General features: G+C 73.3%; 26 protein-coding genes. 13 read left to right on the forward strand and 13 right to left on the reverse strand.

From position 1 onward, the window contains the following. Positions 1-40: 40 nt before the first annotated feature. The 3 genes from ACWDD9_RS17190 to ACWDD9_RS17200 all read left to right on the forward strand — a co-directional run bounded on the left by ACWDD9_RS17190 (position 41) and on the right by ACWDD9_RS17200 (position 2,524). Positions 41-556, forward strand: a complete 516-nt coding sequence (locus ACWDD9_RS17190) for a pyridoxamine 5'-phosphate oxidase family protein (RefSeq protein WP_049654261.1) — start codon at positions 41-43, stop codon at positions 554-556. Between the two features lie 115 nt (positions 557-671). Next, a complete protein-coding gene (locus tag ACWDD9_RS17195; RefSeq protein ID WP_049654265.1) occupies positions 672-1,793 on the forward strand; it encodes a TIGR03364 family FAD-dependent oxidoreductase in 1,122 nt (373 codons plus the stop codon). 11 nt (positions 1,794-1,804) lie between these two features. Continuing rightward, positions 1,805-2,524: a phosphonatase-like hydrolase gene (locus tag ACWDD9_RS17200; protein WP_304414270.1), complete on the forward strand. Its 720-nt coding sequence runs from the start codon at positions 1,805-1,807 to the stop codon at positions 2,522-2,524. Between the two features lie 62 nt (positions 2,525-2,586). Here the strand turns inward: ACWDD9_RS17200 and ACWDD9_RS17205 are convergent, their stop codons facing one another. The 11 genes from ACWDD9_RS17205 to ACWDD9_RS17255 all read right to left on the reverse strand — a co-directional run bounded on the left by ACWDD9_RS17205 (position 2,587) and on the right by ACWDD9_RS17255 (position 11,527). Further along, positions 2,587-3,219: a hypothetical protein gene (locus ACWDD9_RS17205; protein ID WP_449811946.1), complete on the reverse strand. Its 633-nt coding sequence runs from the start codon at positions 3,217-3,219 to the stop codon at positions 2,587-2,589. Continuing rightward, entirely contained in the window at positions 3,216-3,887 is a 672-nt protein-coding gene (locus tag ACWDD9_RS17210) for a hypothetical protein (protein WP_449811947.1), read from the reverse strand. Before ACWDD9_RS17210 ends, ACWDD9_RS17205 begins: the two co-directional genes overlap by 4 nt. Beyond that, a complete protein-coding gene (locus ACWDD9_RS17215; RefSeq protein WP_449811948.1) occupies positions 3,880-5,199 on the reverse strand; it encodes a putative T7SS-secreted protein in 1,320 nt (439 codons plus the stop codon). Before ACWDD9_RS17215 ends, ACWDD9_RS17210 begins: the two co-directional genes overlap by 8 nt. After that, entirely contained in the window at positions 5,196-5,492 is a 297-nt protein-coding gene (locus tag ACWDD9_RS17220) for a hypothetical protein (RefSeq protein WP_049654274.1), read from the reverse strand. Before ACWDD9_RS17220 ends, ACWDD9_RS17215 begins: the two co-directional genes overlap by 4 nt. 169 nt (positions 5,493-5,661) lie before the next feature. Continuing rightward, positions 5,662-6,153 (reverse strand): hypothetical protein, encoded by a 492-nt coding sequence (locus ACWDD9_RS17225; RefSeq protein WP_074001651.1) that lies wholly within the window; start codon positions 6,151-6,153, stop codon positions 5,662-5,664. A gap of 123 nt (positions 6,154-6,276) precedes the next feature. Beyond that, entirely contained in the window at positions 6,277-6,600 is a 324-nt protein-coding gene (locus tag ACWDD9_RS17230; RefSeq protein ID WP_049654278.1) for a DMT family transporter, read from the reverse strand. Position 6,601: 1 nt separating this feature from the next. After that, complete coding sequence (locus ACWDD9_RS17235) at positions 6,602-7,300, reverse strand: HAD family hydrolase (protein WP_259316766.1); 699 nt, start codon at positions 7,298-7,300, stop codon at positions 6,602-6,604. Between the two features lie 93 nt (positions 7,301-7,393). Continuing rightward, complete coding sequence (locus ACWDD9_RS17240) at positions 7,394-8,479, reverse strand: ABC transporter ATP-binding protein (protein WP_449811949.1); 1,086 nt, start codon at positions 8,477-8,479, stop codon at positions 7,394-7,396. Between the two features lie 21 nt (positions 8,480-8,500). Further along, positions 8,501-9,346, reverse strand: a complete 846-nt coding sequence (locus ACWDD9_RS17245) for an ABC transporter permease (RefSeq protein ID WP_449811950.1) — start codon at positions 9,344-9,346, stop codon at positions 8,501-8,503. Beyond that, a complete protein-coding gene (locus tag ACWDD9_RS17250) occupies positions 9,334-10,314 on the reverse strand; it encodes an ABC transporter permease (protein ID WP_074001649.1) in 981 nt (326 codons plus the stop codon). The genes ACWDD9_RS17245 and ACWDD9_RS17250 overlap by 13 nt, the downstream gene beginning before the upstream one ends. A 43-nt stretch (positions 10,315-10,357) precedes the next feature. Continuing rightward, on the reverse strand, positions 10,358-11,527 hold the full coding sequence (locus ACWDD9_RS17255) for an ABC transporter substrate-binding protein (RefSeq protein WP_049657932.1): 1,170 nt from the start codon (positions 11,525-11,527) through the stop codon (positions 10,358-10,360). Between the two features lie 411 nt (positions 11,528-11,938). Here ACWDD9_RS17255 and ACWDD9_RS17260 point away from each other — a divergent pair, with 411 nt between their 5' ends. Continuing rightward, on the forward strand, positions 11,939-12,781 hold the full coding sequence (locus tag ACWDD9_RS17260) for a GntR family transcriptional regulator (RefSeq protein ID WP_380779248.1): 843 nt from the start codon (positions 11,939-11,941) through the stop codon (positions 12,779-12,781). Positions 12,782-12,791: 10 nt separating this feature from the next. Here ACWDD9_RS17260 and tmpA read toward each other — a convergent pair whose 3' ends face one another. Beyond that, positions 12,792-14,366, reverse strand: coding sequence for a 2-trimethylaminoethylphosphonate dioxygenase (gene tmpA / locus ACWDD9_RS17265; RefSeq protein ID WP_375873264.1), 1,575 nt, complete (start codon positions 14,364-14,366; stop codon positions 12,792-12,794). Positions 14,367-14,558: 192 nt separating this feature from the next. Between tmpA and ACWDD9_RS17270 the strand changes: the two genes are divergently transcribed. Together ACWDD9_RS17270 and ACWDD9_RS17275 are read left to right on the forward strand one after the other, a co-directional pair. Beyond that, the gene (locus ACWDD9_RS17270; RefSeq protein ID WP_449811951.1) at positions 14,559-15,209 is read left to right on the forward strand and encodes a hypothetical protein; all 651 of its coding nucleotides are present in this window, start codon (positions 14,559-14,561) and stop codon (positions 15,207-15,209) included. 132 nt (positions 15,210-15,341) lie between these two features. Beyond that, on the forward strand, positions 15,342-16,979 hold the full coding sequence (locus ACWDD9_RS17275; RefSeq protein ID WP_449811952.1) for an APC family permease: 1,638 nt from the start codon (positions 15,342-15,344) through the stop codon (positions 16,977-16,979). A gap of 99 nt (positions 16,980-17,078) precedes the next feature. On the opposite strand, the gene ACWDD9_RS17280 is transcribed toward ACWDD9_RS17275, so the two are convergent. Beyond that, a complete protein-coding gene (locus tag ACWDD9_RS17280; RefSeq protein WP_117490014.1) occupies positions 17,079-18,164 on the reverse strand; it encodes a pyridoxal-phosphate-dependent aminotransferase family protein in 1,086 nt (361 codons plus the stop codon). A 124-nt stretch (positions 18,165-18,288) separates the two neighbouring features. Between ACWDD9_RS17280 and ACWDD9_RS17285 the strand changes: the two genes are divergently transcribed. The 7 genes from ACWDD9_RS17285 to ACWDD9_RS17315 all read left to right on the forward strand — a co-directional run bounded on the left by ACWDD9_RS17285 (position 18,289) and on the right by ACWDD9_RS17315 (position 25,703). Beyond that, a complete protein-coding gene (locus ACWDD9_RS17285) occupies positions 18,289-19,380 on the forward strand; it encodes an amidohydrolase family protein (protein WP_074001643.1) in 1,092 nt (363 codons plus the stop codon). A gap of 162 nt (positions 19,381-19,542) precedes the next feature. Then, positions 19,543-20,220, forward strand: a complete 678-nt coding sequence (locus ACWDD9_RS17290) for a uracil-DNA glycosylase (protein WP_049659571.1) — start codon at positions 19,543-19,545, stop codon at positions 20,218-20,220. A gap of 362 nt (positions 20,221-20,582) precedes the next feature. Further along, positions 20,583-21,608 (forward strand): SCO1860 family LAETG-anchored protein, encoded by a 1,026-nt coding sequence (locus ACWDD9_RS17295; protein ID WP_449811953.1) that lies wholly within the window; start codon positions 20,583-20,585, stop codon positions 21,606-21,608. A gap of 287 nt (positions 21,609-21,895) precedes the next feature. Beyond that, on the forward strand, positions 21,896-22,918 hold the full coding sequence (gene glnII, locus ACWDD9_RS17300; protein WP_049656664.1) for a glutamine synthetase: 1,023 nt from the start codon (positions 21,896-21,898) through the stop codon (positions 22,916-22,918). Positions 22,919-23,138: 220 nt separating this feature from the next. After that, positions 23,139-23,747, forward strand: a complete 609-nt coding sequence (locus ACWDD9_RS17305) for a hypothetical protein (protein WP_449811954.1) — start codon at positions 23,139-23,141, stop codon at positions 23,745-23,747. A gap of 193 nt (positions 23,748-23,940) precedes the next feature. Next, positions 23,941-25,038 (forward strand): LLM class flavin-dependent oxidoreductase, encoded by a 1,098-nt coding sequence (locus ACWDD9_RS17310; RefSeq protein WP_117490022.1) that lies wholly within the window; start codon positions 23,941-23,943, stop codon positions 25,036-25,038. Between the two features lie 71 nt (positions 25,039-25,109). Beyond that, a complete protein-coding gene (locus ACWDD9_RS17315) occupies positions 25,110-25,703 on the forward strand; it encodes an HAD domain-containing protein (RefSeq protein WP_049656658.1) in 594 nt (197 codons plus the stop codon). The last annotated feature ends 52 nt before the right edge of the window (positions 25,704-25,755 follow it).

Consider the following 25,755-nt stretch of genomic DNA (forward strand, 5'->3'; position numbering starts at 1 on the left):
GGCGCGCGGGCGCCGGGCGTGCCAGCGGAGGGAGTGCCGAATGCCGTACCGACTCGACATCACGCAGGGGGACTGGCCGGGCGACCTGCTGCACAAGGGCGTCGAGGGGCTGTTGGCCGAGGCCATGGTGCTCACCCTCGCCACCGCGGGCCACGAGCACGGCCCGCACGCCAACCTGGCCTTCTTCGCGTACGACGACGACCTCGTCCTCTACTTCGTCAGCGAGCGCTCCACCCGGCACAGCCACCACCTGGCCGAGGAGGCCCGGGCCGCCGCCACCGTCTTCCTGCCGCCGCCGGTCTTCGGCGAGCAGCTGCGCGGCCTCCAGCTGACCGGCAGCGCGAGCGAGGCCTGGGGGCGGCAGGCCGAGGCGGCGCTGGCCGCCTACCAGGGGCGCTACCCGGTCTTCGCGCGGGACGAGGAGGTCCGGCGGCAGTTCCTGACCGGGGGCGGGGCGGCGGCGCTGTACCGGTTCCAGGTGGAGGAGCTGACGGCGGTGGACGAGCCGAACTTCGGGCGGCGCAACTACCTGCGGGCCCGGGTGGTGCGGTCGTAGCCGCCGCGGCGGCCTCGGGGTGGCCGACGTGTTGTCTGTACAACTTCCCAGGTGGTTCATCTGCGGGACGGCGTCCCGACGCCCCTCGGACACCCGGGCGCACCAGCCTGGACGCATGAGAGTCATCGTCGTAGGAGCAGGCGTCCTGGGCAGCATGCACGCCTGGCAGGCCGTCGAACGCGGCCACGAGGTCGTCCACCTGGAGCGCGAGACCGAGGCGCGCGGCGCCTCGGTGCGCAACTTCGGCCTGGTCTGGGTCAGCGGCCGCGCGCAGGGCGAGGAACTGGACACCGCGCTGCGCGCCCGCGAACTGTGGGAGTCCATCGGCGCCCGCGTCCCGGACCTCGGCTTCCGGGCCAACGGATCGCTCACCGCGATCCGCACCGAGGCCGAACTCGCCGTCGCCGAACAGGCCCTGGCCCTGCCGGACGCCGCCGCCCGCGGCTACCGGCTGCTCGACCCGGACGAGACCCGCGCCGCCAACCCGGCCCTGCGCGGCAAGCTGCTCGGCGCCCTGTGGTGCGGGCGCGACGCCGCCGTCGAACCCCGCACCGCCCAGCCCGCGCTGCGCGCCGCCCTGGAGGCCACCGGCCGGTACACCTTCCTGCCCGGGCGCGAGGTGCGCGAGGTGGTCGGCGAGAACGCCGTCCGCGACGACCACGGCGACGTCCACACCGGCGACCTGGTCGTCCTCTGCACCGGCGCCTGGCTCGGCGGCCTGGTCCGCGAACTCGCCCCCGCCCTGCCGGTCCGCCGGGTGCGGCTCCAGATGATGCAGACCGACCCGCTCGGCGAGACCCTCACCACCTCCGTCGCCGACGGCGACAGCTTCCGCTACTACCCCGCCTTCGCCGGCACCGCCCTGGACCGGCTGCGCGAGACCCAGCCGCAGCCGCCCGTCGCCGCCGAGCACCGGATGCAGCTGCTGATGGTCCAGCGCCGCGACGGCGGCCTGACCATCGGCGACACCCACGAGTACGACCAGCCGTTCGGCTTCGACGTCGTCGAGGACCCGTACGACCACCTGGTCGGCGTCGTCGAGGACCTGCTCGGCCGCCCGATGCCGCGGATCCGCCGCCGCTGGGCCGGGGTGTACGCGCAGTGCGTCGACACCACCCGGGTCGTCCACCGCGAGCGCGTGCGCGACGGCGTCTGGCTGGTCACCGGCCCCGGCGGCCGCGGCATGACCTGCTCGCCCGCCATCGCCGAGACCACCGCCGACCTCGCCAACCTGTAAGGAGCGCCGCTGTGAGCAACACCGCTGTGACCGATACCGCTGTGACCAATGCCGCTGTGACCGCCGACATCCGCCTGGTCGTGCTCGACATGGCCGGCACCACCGTGGCCGACGACGGCCTCGTCGAGCAGGCCTTCACCGCGGCCGCCGCGGCGCTCGGCGTCGAGGCCGGCAGCCCGGAGTTCGACCCGATGCTGGCCCATGTCCGGGCCACCATGGGCGAGTCCAAGATCTCCGTCTTCCGGCACCTGTTCGGCGCGGAGGAGAAGGCCCAGCGGGCCAACACCGCCTTCGAGGCCGCCTACCACGACCTGGTCGACGCCGGGCACTGCGCCGCCCTGCCCGGCGCCGCCGAGGCCATCGCCGAACTGCGCGGCCAGGGCCGCAAGGTGGTCCTCACCACCGGCTTCTCCCGGGCCACCCAGGACCGCATCCTGGACGCCCTCGGCTGGCGGTCCGTCGCCGACCTGACCCTCTGCCCCGCCGAGGCCGGCCGCGGCCGCCCGTACCCCGACCTCGCGCTCACCGCCCTGCTGCGCACCGGCACCGACTCGGTCCGCCAGATCGCCGTCGCCGGCGACACCGGCTACGACATGCTGACCGGCACCCGGGCCGGCGCCCCGGTCGTCGCGGGCGTCCTCACCGGCGCCCACGACGAGGCCCGGCTGCGGGCCGACGGCGCCACCCACGTCCTCGGCTCGATCGCCGAACTGCCCGCGCTGCTGGGCTGATGCGGCGTTCCGCCCCGGGCGGCGGCCCGGGGCGGAACGGTGGGCTCAGGCGACCGGCCGGCTCAGGCGGACGACTCCTTCGGCCGGCGCACCGACCAGAGCAGGGTGCCGTCGATCAGGACGTTGCAGCCGAGGAACGCCAGCAGGTAGGCGGAGGAGTCGGCCTCGCCGGGGAGCTTGGGGGCGACCCGCCCGGCCGGGTCCATCCGGACGGTGATCACCTGGCCGCGCTTGAACCGGGGGGAGCTCTCCGTGAGCGGGCCGCCCGGCACGTCGTCGTTCAGCTCCGTGGAGGCCAGGCTGTACGCCCGCCCGGTGCCGTGGAGCGCGTCGGTGACCTTCTCGTCGACGACCACGGCCTGCACGGTCCGCCCCGAACCCAGGATCAGGTTCGCCCAGGCCTCGGTACCGGCCAGGTAGGCGACGAAGCCGACGACGGAGATGCCCAGGCCCCAGGCGACCATGTTCTTCTGGAACCGGGGGTTGCTGTCGGCGTCGCGGCGCACGGCGAACGCGTACAGCACGATCAGCGGGTAGGCGAGCCCCACCACCGCGGCGAGGAACGAGTTGACGTAGACGTCCAGCGCGATGACGCCGACGAGCACCGCCGTGGTGACGGCGATGAGGGCCAGGGCCCCGCCGAGTCGGCGGGGCCCGCTCTGGGTGGTGCCCTGGTCGGGCTGGGTGATCGTCACCCGAAGGCCTTCCGGATGTTGTCCTGCCGCTCGGGCGGCAGGGCGTTCGACGTCTCGTTCAGCGGGGGGTAGAAGGAGATCCCGCTGATGGCGGCGCCCACCAGGACCGACCAGCCGTCCCAGTAGTCCAGGTGCTGGGTGGAGAAGACGACGGCGAGCACGTGGGGGCTCCACGGGTGCGCGAACAGGGCCTCCAGTTGGCGGACGGTGGTGACGCCCGATCCCGGCAGGCCGTAGGCCGTCCCGGAGACGGGCACGGCCAGGTCGCGGACGGTCACGGCGGCCCGGCCGAGCGGGAAGTCGAGGACCTCGATGTCGGCGTCCGGCCAGGCGGTCGCGAGCTCCCGGGCGACGCGCTGGGGGTAGCCGCCCGGGGCGCCCTGCTCCTGCTCGCGCAGGTACAGGCTGAACACGCCCTGGACGATCTGGCCCTCCTCGGTCTGCACCAGGCAGTTGGAGACGTGCACCGCACCCTCGCGCAGCTGTGCCTGGAGGGCGAGCTCGGCGGAGACGGCGATGCCGAGCTTCTGCTCCGGACCGGCGTCGGTGAGCCCGTCGAGCCCGTCCACGATCCGGCTCATCCGGTCGCCCGGGTCCTCGGCCAGGTCGATGTCCGTGAACCCCTCGGGCAGGGAGAGCCAGACGGACGGCATGGTCGTATCAGTCATGTCCCACTCCCCAGACACCGGTGACGATCGCGCTGCCGCCGCCGAGCAGGGCGGGCAGGATCCGGCCCTTGCCGCTGCCGCCGATGGCGCCGCCGGCTCCGTTGAGCGCGGTGCCGCCGCCGGTGGTGTAGTTGATCGCGGCGCCCAGCCCCGGGCTCGGGCTGTCGGTGAAGAGGCCGGCCGCGGTGGGGGCCGTCAGCGCGACCCCGCTGGCCGCCTGCACGCCGTCGGAGACGTTCATCGCGGCGGCCTTGGAGAGCCCGAGCTTCATGGCGGGCTTCTCGATCGCGGTGGTGAAGATCGGGCTGGCCGGGTCCATCGCCCGGGCGGCGACGCGGATCTCCTTGGCGCCGGCGCTCACGGCCTTGGCCCCGCCCTCGGCGGCGCGGGCGCCCCGGAACGCGGTGACCCCGCCCTTGAGGAGGGCGCCTCCGGGCAGGGCCCCGAGGAGGTCGCCGGCCAGGGTGAGGTCGTTGCCGAGGTTGTCCCAGCTGGTCGGCATCAGGCCCTTGATGCCGTACTGCTTGGCGTGCAGGCCCGCCGCGCCGACGCTCAGCAGGATGGCGGGCAGGGCGAACGCGGGGCAGAAGATGGCCGCGACGCCGCAGATGCCGGAGGCCACCGTCAGCAGGTCCCCGCCGTGCTTGCTGAACCAGTCGCCGATCTTGCTGAGCATGCCCGGCTCCGGCGGGGCCTTGCTGTCGGCGGCCTTGCGGACGGCCTCGGCCGTCTTCTGGGCGTCCGACTTGTGGGTCCCGGCGAGCTCGTGGGCCTGCTTCTGGAGGCCGGCCAGCTCGTTGGAGGCGCTGGTGAGCAGGCCGGCGGCGGAGTCCAGGTGGTTCTTCGCCGTGTTGTAGCGCTGCTCCGCGGCGGCGAGGCTGGCGTCGTCGGGGTAGGAGCGGCCGGCCAGTTGGAGGTCGGGGGCGGCGGCCGCGGCGCTGTGGGCCTTGTCCGCCTCCTCCTTCTTCTTCTTGGCGGTGACCGCGGAGGCGGCCAACTCGGCGGCCTTGGGCTGGTGTTCGGTCAGCGCCTTGTACCAGACGTCGAGCGCCGTGTAGGCCGAGGTGATCGAGTCGGCGGCGTCCTGGAGGTAGCCGGGGAGCTTGCCGAACTGCTCGGAGAACTTCTTGGCGGCCTCACCCGTCCACTGGCCCTCGTTGTTGGAGATCTGGGAGAGCGTGGTGTGTACACCGCTCAGGTGCTGGCCGACCCGGCGCAGGCTGGTGCTGAGCGCGGTGACGGCGGCGGAGTCGCCGGGCGTGGGGTTGAAGCCGAGGCCGGACCAGTCGGGCGCCGGCGTGGGGGCGCTCACGACTGCCCCGCCGGGGCGAGGACCTTGACGATGCTCTGCTCGGTGCCGTCGTAGTTCTTCTGCACCTGCTCAAGGCCCTCGTCCAGGGCCTTGACGCACTCGCGGACCTTCTTCAGGCCGAACTGCCACTTGTCCTTGAAGTGCCCGCAGGCCTCGTCCAGGAAGTCGAAGCCGGTGCCGGTGTGGCCGGCCGCCTCGAAGGCCTTGAGGCCCTGGTCGAGTTCGTCGGCACAGCCTTTGAGGTCTTGGGCCAGTTTTGCGAGGAATTCGGTACTGACTTTGAAGTCGGACACTTTCGCCCCCCGATGCGTCGATTGTCGGACCGGGCGAGCATAGCTCCAGCCGACCGGGGAGAGATCGTCACGGTCGTAACCGGAGGCGGTCGTTACGGGACCTTTACGGGCCGTCGACGCCTTCTTGACGTCGGCGGCCCAGCTTCGAGGTGTATACGTACGGTCGCTCTCAGCGGCGCCAGAAGCCGCGCTTCTTCGGGGTGACGAGCCGCACCACGGCCGTGACGAACAGCTCGGCGACGGGGGAGGGCCCCGGGCCGTGGTTGAGGTGGCTCTCGGCGGTCCACTCGCCGAGGACGGTGCCGGGGCTGCCGTCGAAGGGGCTGAACGCGTGCTCCAGGGTCACGTAGCGGACGGTCCTGGCGCCGCCCGGCTGGACGGCGGCGACGAAGTGGGCCTCGGTGGCGCCGACCGGGGCGGGCAGGGTGACCAGCAGCATGTGGTGGCCGTCGACCGACAGGTGGCGGCAGTCGAGGCCGTGGTCGGGCAGGCGGTCCTCGGGCGGCAGGGTGCTGCCGAGGTCGTCCCAGATCTGGGTGACGACGGGCAGCAGGCTGCCGCCGTCCGGGGTCGGGGTGGCCACGCGCGGGCCGAACTCCAGCACCTGGCGGGCCAGCTCGCGGTGGACGAAGCGGTAGTGGTGTGGGCGGGGGTCCGTCATGGGGGACACCGTAGCGAAGCGTCCGGGGCGGGTCGTCGGCACGTCCGACTTCCCGCCCCGGCAGGGGAGTTGACCAGCGAATTCAGAGTTGACGGAACGTCAGAAAGGGCGTCGGAAACGGCGTCAGGAGTGCCCGCCCCTGAGGTTGAGCACGACCACCCCGACGATCACCAGCGCGATCCCCAGCCACTGGAGCCGCCCGAGCGACTCGCCGAAGGCGACCACCCCGATCCCGGCGACCGCCGCGGTGCCGGCCCCGGACCAGACCGCGTAGGCGACCGAGACCGGTATGTGCTTGAGCGCGCGGCCGAGCAGCAGGAAGGAGAGCACGTAGCCGACACCGACGCCGAGGCTCGGCCAGAGCCGGGTGAACCCCTCGGTGAGCTTGAGGCAGCTGGTGGCGCAGACCTCGCTGATGATGGCCAGGGCGAGCAGGAGATAGGGCATGTCAGGGTCGAACCGCGCCGGCGCCGGCGAGCTTCCCGAGCAGGGCGAGGTCGGCCTGCTCCAGGCTGGCGAGCAGGGTGATCCGCTCGCCCCGCGGCATCGGCACCGGGGTGGACGGCACGGCGAGCACGGCGCAGCCGGCCGCGGTGGCGGAGGCGACCCCGGTCGGGGTGTCCTCGACGGCGAGGCAGTCGGCCGGGTCCAGGCCGAGCCGTTCGGCGGCGGCGAGGTACGGGTCGGGCGCGGGCTTGGTGCGCGGGGTGTCCTCGGCGGCCAGGGTGACGGCGAACCAGTCCCGGCCGATGGCGGACAGCACCAGGTCCACCACCCGGCGCGGGGAGGCGGAGACCAGCGCGGTCGGCACCCCCGCGTCGCGCAGCGCGGCCAGCAGGGCGAGCGCGCCGGGGCGCGGCACCGTCTCGGCGGCGACCTTGGCGGCGAAGGACTCGCCGAGCCGGGCGGCGAGTTCGGCCTCGCTCAGGGCGGTGCCGCTGACCGCGTGCAGGTGGGCGGCGGTGTGCTCGACGGCCTGGCCGAGCACCTCGGGGGCGTCCTGGTCGGTGAGCGGGTGGCGCAGTTCCTCGGCGAGCTCGGCGGCGGTCTGCCACCACAGCTGCTCGGTGTCGACCAGGGTGCCGTCCATGTCGAACAGGACGGCGGCGGGCAGCGCGTTGGACGCGGGCATGGCGGTGTCAGGCATGGCGGTACCTTCGGTGGTTCTCCGGCGCTTCGTCGGCGCTTCTTCGGTGCTCCGCCGGTACGTCGTCGGGCGGAGCGGGGAGGTACGAGGCTCTCAGGCGGCGCGGCGGTCCACCAGCACCGGGCGCTCCGGCAGGGTGAGCGCGGCCCGGGCGCCGGCCGGCAGCGCGGCGGCGGCCTCGGTGGGCAGGTCGGCCTTGACCTCGGTGCCGTCGTCCAGGCGGACGGTGAGCCGGGTGACGGCGCCCAGGAAGGAGGCGGTGACCACCAGCGCGGGGCCGTCCTCGGCCGGGGTCAGGGCGACGTTCTCCGGGCGGACCAGCACCTGGAGCTCGCCGTCGGCCGGGACCTCGCCGTCCACCGCGTGCCGGCGGCCGAGCACCTCGACGCCGTCCGAGGTGCGGGTGCACGGGATGCGGCTCATGGTGCCGACGAACTCGGCGACGAAGGCGGTGGCCGGCCGGCCGTACAGCTCGGACGGGGCGGCGCACTGCTCCAGCCGTCCGGCCCGCAGCACCGCGACCCGGTCGGCCATCGACAGCGCCTCCTCCTGGTCGTGGGTGACGAACAGGGTGGTGATGCCCAGCTCCTGCTGGAGGCGGCGGATCTCCTCGCGCAGCTGGAGGCGGACCTTGGCGTCCAGCGCGGACAGCGGCTCGTCCAGCAGCAGGACGCGCGGCTGGAGGGCGAGCGCGCGGGCGAGCGCGATGCGCTGCTGCTGGCCGCCGGACATCTGGTGCGGGTAGTGGTCGGCGCGGTGCGGCAGGCCGACCAGCTCCAGCAGCTCCTGGGCCCGCTTGCGGCGCTCGGCCTTGCCGGTGCCGCGCATCCGCAGCCCGAAGGCGACGTTGTCCAGCGCGGTCAGGTGCGGGAAGAGGCTGTAGGACTGGAACACCATGCCCGCGTCGCGCTTGTGCGCGGGGATCGCGGTGATGTCCTGGCCGTCGACCAGCACCTCGCCGGAGTCGTGCTGCTCGAAGCCGGCCAGGATGCGCAGCGCGGTGGTCTTGCCGCAGCCGGACGGGCCGAGCAGGGCGAGCAGCTCGCCCGGGCGGACGGTCAGGTCCAGGCCGTCGAGGGCGGTGGTGGCGCCGAACGCGCGGCGCAGGGAACGGAATTCGACGGTGGCGCTGCCGGGGGCGAGCGGGGCGTCGGCGGCGATGGCGGTGGCCGTGGTCATGACTGGTGACTCCGGGGGGTTTCAGGAGGTGGCGGTCTTGGCGCGGCGCTCGCGCCCGGCGGTGGCCAGCAGGAGCAGCAGCAGCCAGGTGAGCAGCAGGCTCAGGATGGAGACCGCGACCGACATGTGGGCCTGGCTGTTGCCGACCGAGTAGATCCAGACCGGGAAGGGCTGGAAGCCGAGGATCGAGGCGGTGGTGAACTCGCCGAGCACCAGGGCCAGGGTGAGGAAGGAGGCGTTCAGCAGCGCCCCGCGCAGGTTGGGCAGGACGACGGTGAACACCGCGCGCGGCCAGCTCGCGCCGCAGTTGCGGGCGGCCTCGACCAGGGTGCGCACGTCCATCGAGCGCAGGCCGGCGTCCAGGGCGCGGTAGGCGAGCGGCAGGGCCATCAGCACGTAGGCGATGACCAGCACCAGCGGGAAGTCCGGGTCCTGGATGAACACGAAGGTCTGGAAGAACGGGGTGTCCATCAGGTAGTCCGGGCCCCAGCGGAGCACGCCGATCAGGCCGGCGGTCAGCGCGACCGGCGGGACGACCAGCGGCAGGGTGCAGAGCACGTCGAGCACCGGGCGCAGCTTCGGCGAGCCGAGCCGCACGGAGATCAGCGCCGGGACGAGCAGGAACAGCAGCACCACGACGGTCACGACGGCGAGGCCGAGGGTCAGCCAGAGGCTGTCCAGGAAGCCGGGGGCGGAGAGCAGCCCGGTGTAGGCCGCGAAGGAGATGCCCTGGGGGTCGTCGATCGAGAACCAGAAGGAGGCCGCGAGCGGGACGACGAAGTAGACGCCGGCGAGCAGCAGCACGGCTCCGCGCCACCAGCGGACGGTGCGTCGGCCGGGGCGGGCGGGGGTGGTCAGCTGAGCCATCGGGCGCTCCGGCGCTGGAGGGGGAGGTACACGGCCATCACCAGGACGGCCACGAAGATCATGTTGAGGCTGAGGGCGAGGGCGAGGTTGCCCTGGCCGACCAGCACGTTGCCGGAGAGCGCGTCCGCGATCGAGCGGCTGACCAGCGGGACGGTCGCGCCGACCATGGCGGCGGCCGTCGCGTAGGCGGCGAAGGCGCTGCCGAAGAGCAGCACGAAGCCGCCGAGCAGGGAGGGCAGCAGGATCGGCAGGGCGACGTGGAGCCAGTACTGGACGGTGGTGGCCCGGTTGTTCTGGGCCGCCTCGCGCCACTGGGTCCGCAGGCCGTCCAGGGCCGGGGTGATGGTGAGCACCATCAGCGGGACGAGGAAGTACAGGTAGACGACGGTCAGGCCGGTGAACGAGTACAGCGACCAGCCGTGGTCGGTGAGGTGCAGCAGCTTGGTGATCTCGCCGGCGTTGCCGAGGGTGGCGACGAACGCGAAGGCGAGCGGCAGGCCGCCGAAGTTGGCGAGCACGCCGGAGGCGGTGAGCACCGCCTGGCGCAGCCAGCCGCGCCGGGAGGTGACGACGGCCTGGGCGAGCGGCAGGCCGAGGACGGTGGCGAGCAGCGCGGTCAGCGCGGAGAGCTTGAGGCTGCTCAGCATGGCCGTCTGGTAGCCGCCCTGGACGGAGGCCGTCAGGTTGTCGAAGGTGAACTGCCCGGCACCGGACTCCGCGTCGCTGGAGGTGGTGAACGCGCCGATCACGATGGCGACGGCGGGGAGGCCGAAGCCGATCAGGAAGAACAGCAGCAGCGGCACGGCCGCCAGCCAGGACGCGCCGCCGAGGCGGGCGAGCGGCCGGCGCCGCGGGCCGGGCGCGGTGGTGGTGGGGGAGGTGGTCGTGGCGGTGGCGGACGCCCCCGCGCCGCCACCGGGGGAGGTGGCGGCGGGGGTGGTCGGCACCGGGGTGGGAGCCGTGGTCATGAGTGCCTTTTCTCAGCCCGAAGTGCGGTACGTGGCCTGGGTGTCAGCCCGCGATCGCCTTGGTCCAGTTCTCGGTGACGACCTTCTTGGCCGCGTTGATCTGGTCGACGGTCGGGAAGGTGGTGAACGGCTTCTCGACGGTGGGCAGCTTGGCGGCGCCGGCGGCGTCCAGGGTGCCGTCCTTCTTCAGGGCCTCGAAGGTGGACGGGGTGGCGTAGCCGCCGAGGAAGAGGTTCTGGCCCTCGGTGCTGAACAGGTACTCCTGCCACAGGCGGGCGGCCGCCGGGTGCGGGGCCCACTTGTTGACGGCCTGGTTGTAGAACTGGGCGTAGGAGCCGTCGGTCGGGATGGAGACCTTCCAGTCGACGCCCTTGTCCTTGAACTCGTCGGTGTAGCCGGCGTTCAGGTAGGACCAGTCGATCGAGATCGGGGTCTCGCCCTTCTCGACGGTGGCCGGGGTCGACTCGACCGGGTTGAAGTTGCCGGACTGCTTCAGCTTGCCGAAGAAGTCGATGCCGGGCTGGATGTTGTCCAGCGAACCGCCGTTGGCGAGCGCGGCCGCGTAGACGCCGCCGAAGGCGGAGCCGGACTTGGTCGGGTTGCCGTTGAGGGCGACCTGGCCCTTGTACTCCGGCTTGAGCAGGTCGGCGAAGGTCTTCGGGCAGTTGGCGATCTTCTTGGCGTCGCAGCCGATGGAGACGTAGCCGCCGTAGTCGTTGACGGCGGCGCCGTTCGCGTCCTTCATGGTGTCCGGCACCTTGTCGAAGGTGGCGACCTTGTAGGGGGCGAGGATGCCGTCCTTGACCGCCTGGAGGGCGAAGGCGCTGCCCAGGTCGACCACGTCGGGGGCGCGGTCCTGGCCCTTGCGGGAGTTGATCGCGTTGATCTCGTCCTGGCTGGAGCCGTCCGGGTTCTCCTCCTCGACCTCGATGCCGTACTTGGCCTTGAAGCTGTCGATGATCTTGCCGTAGTTCGCCCAGTCCCGGGGCAGCGTGATGACGTGCAGCTTGCCCTCCTTCTTGGCGGCGGCGATCAGGCCGTCCATGCCGCCGAAGTCGGCGGCGGAGGTGGCCGTCTTGGCGTCCTTGGCGCCGCCCTGGGCGGTGTCGCCGGACTTGGCGCTCGAACCGGCGGAGCCGCAGGCGGTGAGGGAGAGCGCGGCGGCGGTCAGGACGGCCGCGAAGGCGGCGGCGCGGGCGCGGTGCACGGTCACGGGGAAGTCTCCTGTTAAGGGGGCGTACTGCGAGGGCGCTCGCGGGGGGTTCCGCGGGCTGGCGTCTCGCGAAGGATCGCGAAGGCCTGGGACGGCCTGCGAAGGTTCGTGAAGCCTTGCGAAGGTTCGCGAGGCCTTGCGGAGGGCGGCGGGCCGACCGGGGTGAGCGATCGATCGACGTCGTCCGAGTTGACTAGCCAACTTCGCTGACGGCAGTAAGTACGCCGGAGTCCGGTGACGGGAAGGTGAACGGACGGCCCAGCGCCGGGGTCGGGTGCGGGAACGGTGGAATCCGGCCATCGGAGCGTGATCCGTTCGGTGCGATGCTTCGAAGGCGCAGCGGAGTAAGGTCGGGCTGTCCGCGCCGGTACGGCTGCGCAGGACACCGCCCCAGGAGGGACATTGACTGACGTGGCAACTGAGCCCCAGCGCCCCGAGGGCCCCCCGGCCGCGGACGGGAGCCCGGCGGCCGGAGCCCCCTCGGCGGCCGGGGAGTCCCCGGCGGAGCGCCCCGGCGCGCTGTACCGGAAGGTGGCCGCCGACCTGCGCGAGGCGATCACCACCGGCGCGTACGGCGAGGCCGGCCGGCTGCCCGCCGAGGGCGCGCTGGCCGAGCAGTACGGCGTCTCCCGCGGCACCGTCCGCCAGGCGCTCGCGGTGCTGCGCTCCGACGGACTGGTCACCTCCCGCCGCGGCACCCGCCGGGTGGTCCTCGGCGGCGCCCGGGTGCAGAGCTTCTCCGAACTGCTCAGCTTCACGCACTGGGCGTACTCGATGGGCGAGGAGCCCGGCGGCATCCTCGACTCGCTGGTGCGCCGCCCGGCCGACGCCGCCGAACGCGAGCAACTGCGCCTGGAGCAGGGCGCCGAGGTGTACGTCATCGTCCGGCTGCGGACGCTCTCCGGCACGCCGGTGATGGTCGAGCGCACCGTCTACCCGCCGCGGGTCGGCGAGATCGTCGCCGAGCTGCCGCCGGACGTGGTCTCGCACACCGAAGTGCTGCGCGAGCACGGCATCCTGTTCACCGACGCCGACCACACCATCGACATCGTCCCGGCCAACGGTGAGGACGCCCGGCTGCTCGGCTGCCGCCGGGGCGGTCCGCTGCTGCGCGAGCGGCGCCGCACGACCGACCCGACGGGCACGCCGGTGGAGTGGTCCCAGGACCGCTACCTGCCCGGGACGGTGGCGTTCAGCGTGCACAACTCCCTGGCCACGTCGGCGCTTTCGCGACACGCCCGGGAGCTGGACTGAGCCCCGCCGACTACCGCATGAGCGCGGCGAGCAGCGGGCGGTAGTGCGCGAAGCCGGGCGTCGGGGCGCCGGCCTCCTTCGCCTGCTCGTCCCAGCGCCGCACCGCCACCGCGTCCCGCGCGCCCGGGAGTTCGGCGAAGGCGGCGGCCTGCTGCTCGTCCATCGGGCCGCCCTGGACGGTCAGGGTGTACTCGGAGGCCGCGGAGAGCTTCTCCCGGTAGCCGGGCTCGACCGCGCACAGGTAGCGCTTGGCGGCCACGTGCAGCCGGACCGGCTCGGTGACCTCCGGGCCGAACCAGCCCGCCAGCCAGTCGGCCCCGGAGTCGCTGTGGCGGTTGTCCTGACCCTGCATCAGATCCGTTCCGTGCAGGGCCCCGTGGAAGTGGCCGACGTCGTGCAGCAGTGCGGCGGCGACCAGGTGGTCGGGTGCCCCGGCCGCCTCGGCGGCAGCGGCGGCCTGGAGCATGTGCTCGGCCATGGTGACCTCCTCGCCCAGGTACTCCGCGGCGCCCTCGCCGGCGAACAGTGCGGCGATCGTGTCCAGGGCGGCGGCCCGGCGGCGCAGCACGGCGAGGGTGGAGGAGAGCGAGTCGAGGTCGGCGTAGCAGCCCTGGAGGTGCCGGTGGCCGTCCTGCTGGAAGGCCGTCCGGGCGTGCAGCAGGCGGGTGTTGTCGAAGACCAGGCAGTCGCCGGGGCCGAGGCGGAAGGTGAGCTGGAGCTCGGGGCGCAGGGTGATCTCGGCGAAGCGGCGGTAGGCGGCGTAGAAGGCGTCCAGGCCCGATCCGCGCAGGGTGCCGGTCGAGCGGTTGTTGAACCGGACCTCGCGGATCCGCCCCTTCGGGTCCAGGTCGATCAGCGGGCGGTCGGCCCGGAGCTCGGTGCGGCGGTCGCGGAAGACGAACGGGACGGGCGTGCGGGTGAGGACCTCGAAGGCCTCCGGCGCCTCCTCCCGGAGGACCGCCGCGGCCTTGAAGCCGTCCACCAGTCCGGAGTCGCCGCCGGTCGCCGAGTTCTCCAGGCAGTGCAGCAGCTGGAGGGTCGGCACCGGGTCCCGGTACGGGTTGTCGGTGTGCGGGGCGATGGCGACGCTGGTGAAGGCGAGGTTGTTGGGGGACGGTTCGACCCGGACGTCGAACAGCTCCCCGTAGTTGGTGACCCGCACGTACCCGAAGCTCTCCGCCACCCGCAGCACCTGCCGCTCGACGGTCGGCACCCCGCGCAGCACGGCGAAGCCGCTGTCCCGGACGGCGGCCAGCACCGCGGCCTGCTCGGCCGGGTCGGTCAGGTAGGCCTCCCACGACGCCCCGGGGAGGCCGGGCGCGAAGTCCGCCGCCGTCCAGAGCCGCTTGCCCCGCTCGGTGCGCCCGTCGCCCTCGTCCGTCCCGTCGAGCCGCTCCCGCGGGTACCGCGACCGGTGCCCGTCCGACCAGAGCACCTCCAGGTGCCCGTCGGCCTCCGTGCTCGCGGCGACCGCCAGGTCCGGCGGCAGCTCGTGGATCTGGAACAGCTTCTGTCCGTTGCGCGGGTCCCGGCACTCGGCGCACGGGCAGTTGTCGCGCAGCCAGTACGGCGGCAGCTCGGTCATCGGTCTTCTCCTCGGCGGCACTACGGCTGTCGTGTCGGCTGAAGTTGTATAGCCAACTTCAGCCCTGCCGGGAGCCTGCCCGCCCTCGGTGAGTTCCACGTGCCCGGCGGGTGAACGCCACGGGAACTGTGCCCGGTGGGCCGTTCCGGAAAGTCCTTGCACGTGATGGTCCGGACCTGCTCCAATCTGCGCGTGCATGAAGCCGATACCGCCCCGTCCGCCGTCCCCGCCGCGCCCGTACCGGACGGCGTCCACGCCGAATCCGTGGTGGACGAGGCCCCCGCCGGCCCGCTCCCGCGTTCCCGCCGCAGGTTCTGGCTGGGCGTCACCGGTGTCGCCGTCCTCGGAGCCGCGGTCTTCGGCGTCGCCTTCGCGGACAACTTCGCCGCCCTCGGCGCGTACGGGTACCGCGCGCCGGAGTCCTTCGACGGGATGCGACTGCGCCCGGAGGTCTCCCAGGCCAAGCAGTCCACCAGTCTGGGCGGGCACTCCGGTGTCACGAGCACCGGCTACCAGGACCCCGCCGACAGTCGGGGGGCCGTCGTCATGGTCTACGAGAAGCACATCTTCCTGCCCTCCTCGGAGCTCGACGACGTCGTCGCCGCCCAGGACACCGAGGAGGTGACCCTCACGGGCCTGCGCGACGTCGAGCCCGGCGAGCGGGGCGGGGCCATGAAGTGCGGTCTCGGGAACACCCTGGGCAAGCCCGTCGCCGTCTGCGCCTGGGCCGACGGCAGCATGTGGGGCGTCTACGTGGAGTGGCTGCCGGGCCGGGCGCTCTCCGTCGACGCCGTCGCCGCCCGTACCCGCGAGTTCCGCAGGACGGCCGAAGTTCCGTCCTGAGCCGCCCGGCCGCCGCCTCCGGCGGGCTGTTCGGGTGAGGGGGTGCGGGGCGCCGCGCGTTTCGGTGGGGGAGGGGTGGGGGCTGCGGCACTGTCGGGGTGGATTTGTCCCGATATATGAGAGGTGCGAGCAATGGCCCATTCCTCCTCCAATCCGCCCGGCTCGGGGCACACCGCGCTGCGGCGCGAGGTCGGCGTCATCGGACTGCTCTGGGCCTCGGTCGGGGCGATCATCGGCTCCGGCTGGCTGTTCGGGGCGCAGAAGGCGGCGGTGGCGGCCGGGCCCGCGGCGCTGGTGTCCTGGGGCGTCGGTGCGGTGGCGATCATCCTGCTGGCGCTGGTGCACGCCGAACTGGGCGGGCTGTTCCCGGTGGCGGGCGGCACGGCGCGCTACCCCCACTACGCCTTCGGCGGGTTCGCCGGGATGTCCTTCGGCTGGTTCACCTGGCTGCAGGCCGCGACCATCGCGCCGATCGAGGTGCAGGCGATGATCAACTACGCCCAGCACTGGAGCTGGGCGGACGGCCTGCTGAACAAGGACCTGACGCTGACCGGCTGGGGGTTCGTCGTCGCGGCCCTCCTGCTCGGGGTCTTCGTCGCGGTCAACTTCCTCGGCGTGCGGCTGCTCGCGCACACCAACAGCGCGGCCACCGTGTGGAAGGTCGCCATCCCGGTGCTGACCATCGTCACGCTCGGCCTCACCGAGTTCCACGGCTCCAACTTCACCGTCCACGGCTTCGCCCCGGACGGGGCCAAGGGCGTGCTCGCCGCGATCAGCAGCAGCGGGGTGATCTTCGCGCTGCTCGGCTTCGAGCAGGCCATCCAGTGGGCGGGCGAGAGCCGCAACCCGCGCCGGGACATCCCGCGCGCCGTGCTCGGCTCGGTGGTGATCGGCACGGTCGTCTACGTGATGCTCCAGGTGGTGTTCATCGGCGCGCTGCCGCCGGAGACCTTCGCCAAGGGCTGGACCACGCTCGACTACCCCGGGATCAGCGGACCTTTCGCCGGCCTGGCGACCCTGATCGGCCTGGGCTGGCTGGCCACCGTGCTGTTCATCGACGCGGTCGTCTCACCGGCCGGCACCGGGCTGGTCTACATCACCTCCAGCTCCCGGGTCACCTACGGCCTGAGCCGCAACGGCTACGCCCCGCAGGCGCTGCAGTCCACCGACAAGCGCGCGGTGCCCTGGCTCGGCCTGCTGATCGCCTGGGTGGCCGGGGTGATCTGCTTCCTGCCCTTCCCGAGCTGGCAGCGGCTGGTCGGCTTCATCACCTCGGCGGTGGTGCTGATGTACGCGGGCGCCCCGCTGGCCTTCGGGGTGCTGCGCAAGCGGCTGCCGGGGATGGAGCGCTCGTACCACCTGCCCGGCGGCTCGGTGGTCTCGCCGCTGGCCTTCGTGGTGGCGAGCCTGGTCATCTACTGGTCCGGCTGGGACACCCTGTGGCGGCTCGGCCTGGCGATCGTGATCGGCTACCTGCTGCTCGGCGGGTACTCCTGGTACGCGCGCTCGAAGGGGATGCCGAACGCGCCCCGGATGGACTTCCGGGCCGGGCAGTGGCTGCCGGTCTACCTGCTCGGCATGGGCGTGGTCTCCTGGCAGGGCACCTTCGGCGCGGGCGCGCAGGGGAACCTGCCGCTGTGGTGGGACATCGCCGTCGTGGTGGTGTTCTCGCTGGTCGTCTACTACTGGGCGCTGGCGATCGCGCTGCCGGCGGAGGAGATCGAGCGGAACATCCGCGGAGTGGAGGTGGTGGACGTCAACGGGCACTGACGGCCGGGTACGGCGGCGGCCCCGGGAGCTGTTCCCGGGGCCGCCGCCGTGCGTGCGTCGGGCCGCGACGGTCGCCGTGCGTGCGTCGCCGTGCGCGCGTCAGGCCGCGACGGTCGCGTTCCAGGCGGCCTCGGCGGCGGCCAGGGCGGGCGCCGGGTCGGCCGAGGTGGCGGCGGCGAGGCCGGTGAGGCAGGCGCGGACGGTGTCCAGCGAGGCGGCCCGCCCGTAGTGGTTGACCCGCAGCATCGAACCGGCCAGCGCGCCGCCGCCCGGCTGGACCGGCAGGGCCGGGTCGAGGCGGGCGGCGAGGGCGGTCGCGTCGACGCCGTCCGGGGTGCGCAGGGTGGTGGCGACCGGGGCCGCGTGGGCGTCCTCGACGACGTACGGGGCCAGGGTGCCGAGCGCGCGGACGCCGGCCCGGGTGGCGGCCGAGGCGGCGCGGTGCCGGGCGATCACGGCGGGCAGGCCGTCGGCGGCGATCCGGTCCAGGCAGGCGCCGAGCGCGAGCATCTCCAACTGGGCCGGGGCGTGCGGAAGTACGGCGCGGCCGGCGTCGGTCCAGCGCTCCTTCCAGTCCAGCAGCGAGAGGTAGGAGCGGCGCGGGGCGGCCGGGTTGGCGGCGATCCGCGCCCAGGCGCGCTCGGAGACGGACACGGCGGAGACGCCGGCCGGGCCGCCCATCGCCTTCTGGCCGCCGATGACGCACAGGTCGACGCCCCACTCGTCGGTGAGCACGGGCTCGGCGGCGACGGAGGCCACCGCGTCGAGCATCAGCAGCGCGCCGTGCTCGCGGACCACGGCGCCGATCTCGGCGACCGGGTTGGTGTTGCCGGTGGCGGCCTCGGCGTGCACCAGGGAGACGAAGTCGATCTCCGGGTTCGCCTCCAGGGCCGCGGCGACCTGCTCGGCGCTCACCGCGCTGTCGAAGGGCACGGCCAGGTCGACGACCTTCGCCCCGCAGGAGCGCAGCCAGTTGCCGAAGGTCTGCCCGTACGGGCCGGTGACGACGTTGAGGGCGGTCGAGCCGGGGTGCGCGGCGCCGCGGATCGCGGCCTCCAGGGGGAGCAGCGCCTCGCCCTGGGTGACGATCACGTCGGCCCCGGTGTGCAGCAGGGCGGCCACCTGGTCCTCGATCGCCGCGAACTCGGCGGCGCTGAGCGGGGGCAGGTCGAGGAAGGGGCTCACGTCGGTATCGCCTTTCGCGGGGTTTCGCGGGAGTCGCGCGGGGGTCGTGCGGGGTGGGGTGCGGAAACGAGTCTGCCGCATTGTGACTGCTTACACGGAACCCGCCCGTCGGTAGAGTGCGGCCATGAGCGATGGCGCGGTGCTGCACGTGCGGGGTCGGGTGCTGGTCGGTCCGCAGGACGTCCGGGACGAACTCTGGGTGGTGGACGGCCGGGTGAGCTTCACCCGCCCGCCGACCGCCGGGGACGTCCGGACGGTGACCGGCTGGGTGCTGCCCGGCCTGGTGGACGCGCACTGCCACGTCGGCCTGGACGCGCACGGCGCGGTGGACGCCGAGACCAGCGAGAAGCAGGCGCTCACCGACCGGGACGCCGGCACCCTGCTGATCCGCGACGCCGGCTCGGCCGCCGACACCCGGTGGATCGACGACCGCGAGGACCTGCCCCGGATCATCCGGGCCGGGCGGCACATCGCCCGCACCCGCCGCTACATCCGCAACTACGCGCACGAGATCGAGCCCGGCGACCTGGCCGCCTACGTCCGGGCCGAGGCCCGGCGCGGGGACGGCTGGGTGAAGCTGGTCGGCGACTGGATCGACCGCGACCGCGGCGACCTCGCCGCCTGCTGGCCCGGCGACGCGCTGGCCGAGGCGATCGCGGCGGCGCACGAGGAGGGCGCCCGGGTCACCGCGCACTGCTTCTCCGCCGAGTCGCTGCCGGACCTGCTGGCGGCCGGGATCGACTGCGTCGAGCACGCCACCGGCCTGACCGAGGAGCTGATCCCGGTCTTCGCCGAGCGCGGGGTGGCGATCGTGCCGACCCTGGTCAACATCGCCACCTTCCCGGACCTCGCGGCCGGCGGCGAGGCCAAGTTCCCGGCCTGGTCGGCGCACATGCGGCGGCTGCACGAGCGCCGGTACGCCACGGTGGGCGCCGCGCACGACGCGGGCATCCCGGTGTTCGTCGGCACCGACGCGGGCGGCTCGCTGGCGCACGGGCTGGTCGCGGAGGAGGTGGCGGAGCTGGTGAAGGCGGGGCTGAGCCCGGCCGAGGCGCTGTCGGCGGCGAGCTGGGGAGCGCGCGCGTGGCTGGGGCGGCCGGGGCTGGAGGAGGGCGCGCCGGCGGACTTCGTGGTGTACGCGCAGGACCCGAGGGCGGACGTCCGGGTGCTCGCGGACCCGCGGCTGGTGGTGCTGCGGGGGCGGCCGGTCGGGTAGTCGCGCCGGGGTTCCGCCGCGGGGCCGGGGAGGGTGTCCGGGCGGGGGTTCCGCCGGCCCCGGTCCGGCCCGCCGCCGGGGTTCCGCCGGCCCGCCGGGCCCTCTCGATCACATGATCATCCGCTGAAAGCCGTGTCGGTGTAGGCCGATAGGGTGGCGACCATGGCACCGCGTCCACTGAACGAGATCGTCGAGCCCGGCTGGGCCACCGCCCTGGAACCCGTCGCCGGACGGGTCGCCGCGATGGGCGACTTCCTGCGCTCCGAGCTGACCGCAGGCCGCACCTACCTGCCCTCCGGCCCGAACGTGCTGCGCGCCTTCCAGCAGCCCTTCGCCGACGTGCGGGTGCTGATCGTCGGGCAGGACCCGTACCCGACCCCCGGCCACGCCGTCGGGCTCAGCTTCTCGGTGGCGCCGGAGGTGCGGCCGATCCCGGCGAGCCTGATCAACATCTACCGGGAGTACGGCACCGACCTGGGCCTGCCGGAGCCGTCCAACGGGGACCTCACCCCGTGGACGAACCAGGGCGTGCTGCTGCTCAACCGGGTGCTCACCGTCCAGCCGCGCAAGAGCGGCGGGCACCGGGGCAAGGGCTGGGAGGCGGTCACCGAGCAGGCGATCCGGGCGCTGGTGGCGCGCGGTGGCCCGCTGGTGGCGATCCTGTGGGGGAGCGACGCCCGCAACCTGCGGCCGCTGCTGGGCAACGTCCCGTCGGTGGAGTCGGTCCACCCCAGCCCGATGTCGGCCGACCGCGGCTTCTTCGGCTCGCGGCCGTTCAGCCGGGCCAACGAGCTGCTGGTGCGGCAGGGGGCGCAGCCGGTGGACTGGCGGCTGCCCTAGGGCCTGTCGTCGAACTCGCGTCTGCGGGGCGCCGCTCCCCCAGCCTTCGGCCGGGAGGTACCCCCAGGGCACAAGCGCACCTCGCCGCGTTGTCGTCGGTCGCCAATGGCCCCCAGCCTTCGGCCGGGAGGTGCCCCCACCGCAGTGGCTCCCTCCTTCGCCTTGCGATGCACGCACCCCGACGCCGCCCCGCCCACCCTCCGGGCGGACGACGGGAGTTCGACGACAGGCCCTAGCAGAGATGGGTCAGCGCAGAACGCCAATCTCACTCCAACGGGTGAAATGACGTTCTGTGTTACTCATGTGACGGATTGTTCGAGAAGACTGGCGGCTCATCGTTTCATCTGTGTGGGGGTACCGCCTTGTCTTCTCGCCCGTCTTCGGCCTCGTCTTCGCGCCCGTCCGCTCGCCCGTCCTCTCGCCGAATCGTTTCCGCCGCCGCGGCCACCGCCGTGGTGGCGAGCTCACTGCTCACCGCCGCGCCCGTCCAGGCGGCCGAGCCCGCCCCGTCGTCGCCCGGTAAGGCGCGCGCCGTCACCGCCGAACTCGACCTGGACGTCAGCCTGTTGAACAAGGCGGTGGACGTCCCGGTGAACATCGCGCTGAACAAGGTGGAGTCGCCGGCGCAGCGCGACGGCTCGATCCTGACCGCCACGGTGGCCGGGGTGGACCAGACGGGCCCCGTCACCCTGGTCAAGGCGGACGTCGGCAAGTCGGTCACCCGCGTCGACGCCAAGGGCGCCACCGCCTCCGTCAAGCTGGTCAACGCCGACGTGCACGCCCCCGGCCTGCCCGCCACCGCGCTGCTCGGCCTGGAGGCGATGAGCGCCGAGGCCAGCTGCCCGGTGGACGGGCAGCCCACCGCCGACGTGGTCGCGCCGCTCAAGCTCAGCGTGCTCGGCAAGCCGGTCACCGTCGGCCTGTACGGGCCGACCAAGGTGGACGTGCCGCTGGTCGGCAGCGTCTCGGTGGAGTTCTCCAAGAAGACCGTCACCACGACCACCGCCGCCGCCTCCGCCCTGGAGGTGCAGGTGGAGGTGAACCCGCTCAACCTGAACGTCGCCAAGGTCACCGGGAAGGTCACCGTCGCCTCGGTGAGCTGCGAGAAGCCCTCCGGGCCGGCGGCCACCCCGTCCGGCCCGGCCACCCAGAGCGCCGCGCCCACCAGCGCGCCCGCCGTCGAGCCGGTCGCCGACACCACCGCCTCGCGCACCCCCGTTCCGCAGGCCGCGGTGGAGAAGCCGGAGAAGTCGGAGAAGCTGGCCGCCACCGGCGGCAGCAGCGCCACCGGCCCGCTGGCCGCGGGGGCCGCCGCCCTGGTCGCGGGCGGGGCGGCCGCGCTGTGGGCCACCCGGCGCCGTCGCGCCGCGCACGCCCGCCGGCACTGACCGGGCGGCGGTACTGACCGCCCGCCGGTACTGACCGTCCGCCGGTACCGACCGTGTGGCTCCGCTGACCACGGGGTGGCGCTGATCATGCGTCGTCACTGAACGTACCGGCGTCGTCACTCATGGCACCCGGAATGGCGGGAGTGTCGCCCCCGGCACTCCCGCACCGTGACCGTGCCAATGCGGACGGTTGGTTCACCTGCGCGTTACACAAGAGGAACAACCGGGAAACGGCGGCTTGCGACGCTACGCGGGCACCCACCACCCAGCAATGCGAGGGACACGCAGTGGCAATCAAGGCCGAGTACATCTGGATCGACGGCACCAAGCCGACCGCGAAGCTCCGTTCCAAGACTCGCGTCCTGCCCAACGCCGACAAGATCCCGACCTGGGGCTTCGACGGTTCCTCGACCAACCAGGCCGAGGGCCACGCCTCGGACCGCGTGCTGGACCCGGTGCGGGTGACGCCGGACCCGATCCGCGGCGGCGACAACATCCTGGTCCTCTGCGAGGTCCTGGAGACGGACGGCACCCCGCACGTCTCCAACACCCGCGCCCTGCTGCGCGAGGTCGCCGAGAAGTACGCCTCGCAGGAGTCGATCTTCGGCATCGAGCAGGAGTACACCTTCTTCAAGGGCTCCCGCCCGCTCGGCTTCCCGGAGGGCGGCTTCCCGGCCCCGCAGGGCGGCTACTACTGCGGCGTCGGCGCCGAGGAGGTCTTCGGCCGCGAGATCGTCGAGCTGCACCTGGACCGCTGCATCGACGCCGGCCTGGCCATCTGCGGCATCAACGCCGAGGTCATGCCCGGCCAGTGGGAGTTCCAGATCGGCCCGGTCGACGCGCTGACCGTCTCGGACGACATGTGGATCGCCCGCTACCTGCTGTACCGCACCGCCGAGGAGTTCGGCATCGACGCCACCCTCGACGCCAAGCCGGCCCGCGGTGACTGGAACGGTGCGGGCGCCCACACCAACTTCTCCACCAAGGCGATGCGCGAGGGCTACGACGCCATCATCACCGCCTGCGAGTCGCTCGGCACCTCGCAGGAGAAGGTGCTGGAGCACGTCAACCAGTACGGCCACGACATCCAGTCGCGCCTCACGGGCAAGCACGAGACCGCCCCGTGGAACGTCTACAGCTACGGCGTCTCCGACCGCGGCGCCTCGGTGCGCATCCCGTGGCAGGTCGAGGTGGACAAGAAGGGCTACATCGAGGACCGTCGCCCGAACGCCAACGTCGACCCCTACGTCGTCACCCGGCTCCTGATCAACACCTGCTGCGAGGCCCTGGAGAAGGCCGGCCAGGTCTGATCCGCCGCGTCTCCTGAGCAGTCCGCCGGGCCTCCCCTCCACGCGAGGGGAGGCCCGGCGGCGTTCCGGTCGGCTCCGCGAAATCGGCGGACCAGTCGTTGAACTCGGCCGAGCGGGGCTCCCGTTGCTACCGGAGAGGGCCCGACGGGCGGGCGCCGGGGAGCGCTCGCGCGCCGACCGGTCGCCGTCCGCGGCCCGAACCGTTCACTCAGGAGCGTTCATGAAGAAGATCCAGGCGGCCCTCGTCTCCGCCGCCGCCCTCGCGGGCATCGGGCTGGCCGCGGCTGCGGCTCCCGCCTCGGCCGCCGGCGGGACCACCGCCACCACGCCGGGCGTGCCGATCACGGTGCAGGGCGTTCCCTCGCCGGGTGTGCCGACCACGGCGCCGGGCGCTCCCAGGCCGGGCGTGCCGATCACGCCGGGCAAGCCGGCCGGGCCGGGTGTGGCGCAGGGCCTCGCCGTCGAGCCGGCCGGTTCCGGGAGCACCCCCGTGCCGGGTGTCACGACCTGCAGCGACCGACTGTTCGGCGGCACGTTCTACTGCGGCGGCAGCTACGGCAGCGGGGCGACCTTCTTCGACTTCCGGGACGGCACCCGCCTGATCCTGGTGATCGGCACCAACCACGCGGTGTACACGCGGTCGACCATCGCCAACTCCACCAAGCTGACCGACTGGAAGTCCCTCGGCGGCACCATGGCCGGCAAGGTCGAGATCACCGCGGCGACCATGGGCGGCGCCTTCCGCATCGACGTGCCCGGCGCCGACGGCCGGACCTGGTCCCGGGCCCGGGACACCAACGGCAGCTGGACCGGCTGGACGGCGCGGTAGCGAGCCGGTTCCGGCCGGGTCTTGATCGGGGTGGGGCGGTCCCGGAGAATCGGGCCATGACTGCTCCGGACCGCCCCCTCCTCGTGCGCCGTCTGCACGTGGACCTGGGGCGGGTGTGGGCGGACGGGTGTCGCGGTCGGCGGGTTCCGTCAACCGACCGCAGGCAGTACCGGCCCCAGGAGTGTGTCCGTCCATGGCTCTCACCTTCCACTGGTTCCTCCCCACCAACGGCGACAGCCGGCTGATCGTCGGTGGCGGGCACGGCTCCACGCCCGGCACGGCCGGCTCGGACCGGCCGCCGAGCGTCGGCTACCTCGGCCAGATCGCCCGCAGCGCCGAGCAGTTGGGCTTCGAGGGGGTGCTGACGCCGACCGGGGCCTGGTGCGAGGACGCCTGGCTGACCACCGCGATGCTCAGCCAGGTGACCGAGCGGCTGAAGTACCTGGTGGCGTTCCGGCCCGGGCAGATCAGCCCGACGCTGGCCGCGCAGATGGCCGCCACCTACCAGCGGCAGTCCGGCGGGCGGCTGCTGCTCAACGTGGTGACCGGCGGGGAGTCCGCCGAGCAGCGCGCCTACGGGGACTTCCTGGATAAGGACGCCCGGTACGCGCGGACCGGGGAGTTCCTGGGCATCACCCGGCGGCTCTGGGCGGGGGAGACGGTCGACCACCACGGGCCGCACCTGCGGGTCGAGGGGGCGCGGCTGAACCGGCTGCCGGACCCGGTCCCGGCGGTGTACTTCGGCGGCTCCTCCCCGGCCGCCGGCGACGTCGCCGCCGAGCACGCGGACGTCTACCTGACCTGGGGCGAACCGCCCGCCCAGGTCCGGGAGAAGATCCGCTGGATCCGCGGCCTGGCCGCCGCCCGGGGCCGGACCGTACGGTTCGGCATCCGGCTGCACGTGATCACCCGGGACACCGCCGCCCAGGCCTGGGCGGAGACCGAACGGCTGCTCGCCGCGATGGACCCGGAGCGGGTGCGGGAGACCCAGCGGGCGCTCGCCCGGAGCGAGTCGGAGGGCCAGCGGCGGATGCTCGCGCTGCACGGCGGCTCGGCGCAGCGGCTGGAGGTGTACCCCGGACTGTGGGCCGGCATCGGGCTGCTGCGCGGCGGCGCCGGCACGGCGCTGGTGGGCAGCCACCGGGAGGTCGCGGACCTGATCTGCGAGTACCACGGGCTGGGCGTCGACGAGTTCGTGCTGAGCGGGATGCCGCACCTGGAGGAGGCGTACTGGTTCGGCGAGGGCGTGCTCCCGCTGCTCGCCGCCCGCAACCTGTGGTCCCGCCCGTAGCGGGCGCCCGCTCCGCGCGTCGACCCGCAAACCGCTGGTCAAGCGCCCCCGCCGGACCGAGAATTCATGGCATGACCCAGCAGCCCCTGCTCCTCCTCGACGTGGACGGACCGCTCAACCCCTACGCCGCGCCGAAGCGGAGGCCCGAGGGCTACGCCACCCACCGGCTGCGCCCCTCCTGGTGGGTGGCGAAGCAGGAGCACCTGGCGGCGGTCCAGGCCCGGCAGGCGACCCGCGCCAGGCACGCCAAGCCCCCCGCCGTCCGGGTCAAGCCGCTGCGGGTCTGGCTCAACCCCTCGCACGGCGCGGAACTGCTGGCACTGCCCTACGAACTGGTGTGGGCCACCGGCTGGATGGGCGACGCGAACACCCACATAGGCCCGCACCTGGGCCTGCCCGAACTCCCGTACATCAGCTGGTCCGACCTGTTCGGCGAGGCGCGGGACGGGCTGCACTGGAAGACCAGGGACGTGGTCGCCTGGGCCGCCGGGCGCCCGTTCGTCTGGGTCGACGACGAACTCGGCCCGCGGGACGAGGAGTGGATCGAGGCGAACCACCCCGGCCCGGCGCTCGCCCTGCACGTCAACCCCCGACTCGGCCTGCTCGCCGACGACTTCGCCACGCTACGGGATTGGGCGGAGGGGTGTGCTGTTCCAGGGGCGTGAACGGAGAAGAGTGGGGCGCGCGAGGTGTGAACGGTCGAGCGGAGTGCGCCGA

It is taken from the genome of Kitasatospora sp. NPDC001119, from assembly GCF_053598475.1.